Genomic DNA, 999 nt, shown 5'->3' on the forward strand with positions numbered 1-999 from the left:
CCGCGCCAGATGGTGTCGGTGGCGACGGCGATGATCCCGTTCCTGGAGCACGACGACGCCAACCGCGCGCTCATGGGGTCGAACATGCAGCGTCAGTCGGTGCCGTTGCTCAAGAGCGAGGCGCCGCTGGTCGGCACCGGCATGGAGTATCGCGCGGCGACGGACGCCGGTGATGTCATCACGGCCGAGAAGGCCGGTGTGGTGGAGGAGGTCTCGGCCGACTACATCACGGTGATGAACGACGACGGCACCCGGACGACGTATCGGGTGGCGAAGTTCAAGCGGTCGAACCAGGGCACCTGCTTCAACCAGAAGCCGATCGTGTCCGAGGGCGACCGGGTCGAGCGGGGTCAGGTCGTCGCCGACGGTCCGTGCACCGACAACGGTGAGATGGCGCTGGGCAAGAACCTGCTGGTGGCGTTCATGCCCTGGGAGGGGCACAACTACGAGGACGCGATCATCCTGTCCCAGCGTCTGGTGCAGGACGACGTGCTGTCGTCGATCCACATCGAAGAGCACGAGGTCGACGCCCGCGACACCAAGCTGGGTCCGGAGGAGATCACCCGCGACATCCCCAACGCCTCCGAGGACGCGCTGGCCGACCTCGACGAGCGCGGCATCATCCGCATCGGCGCCGAGGTGACGACCGGAGACATCCTGGTCGGCAAGGTCACGCCGAAGGGTGAGACCGAGCTGACGCCGGAGGAGCGGCTGCTGCGGGCGATCTTCGGTGAGAAGGCGCGTGAGGTGCGCGACACCTCGCTGAAGGTGCCGCACGGTGAGTCGGGCAAGGTCATCGGTGTGCGGGTGTTCAGCCGTGAGGAGGGCGACGAGCTTCCTCCGGGCGTGAACGAGCTGGTGCGCGTGTACGTGGCGCAGAAGCGCAAGATCACCGATGGTGACAAGCTCGCCGGCCGTCACGGCAACAAGGGCGTCATCTCCAAGATCCTGCCGGTGGAGGACATGCCGTTCCTCGAGGACGGCACGCCGGTCGACATC

Annotated in this window: 1 pseudogene; it reads left to right on the plus strand. The window is 66.8% G+C overall.

What is annotated here, in order from left to right:
• Positions 1 to 999, plus strand: a pseudogene (locus FLV34_RS39365) (DNA-directed RNA polymerase subunit beta); the annotation flags it as partial.

Origin of the sequence: Microbispora sp. CSR-4, from assembly GCF_008033685.1 — a bacterium.
Taxonomy (GTDB): Bacteria; Actinomycetota; Actinomycetes; order Streptosporangiales; family Streptosporangiaceae; genus Microbispora.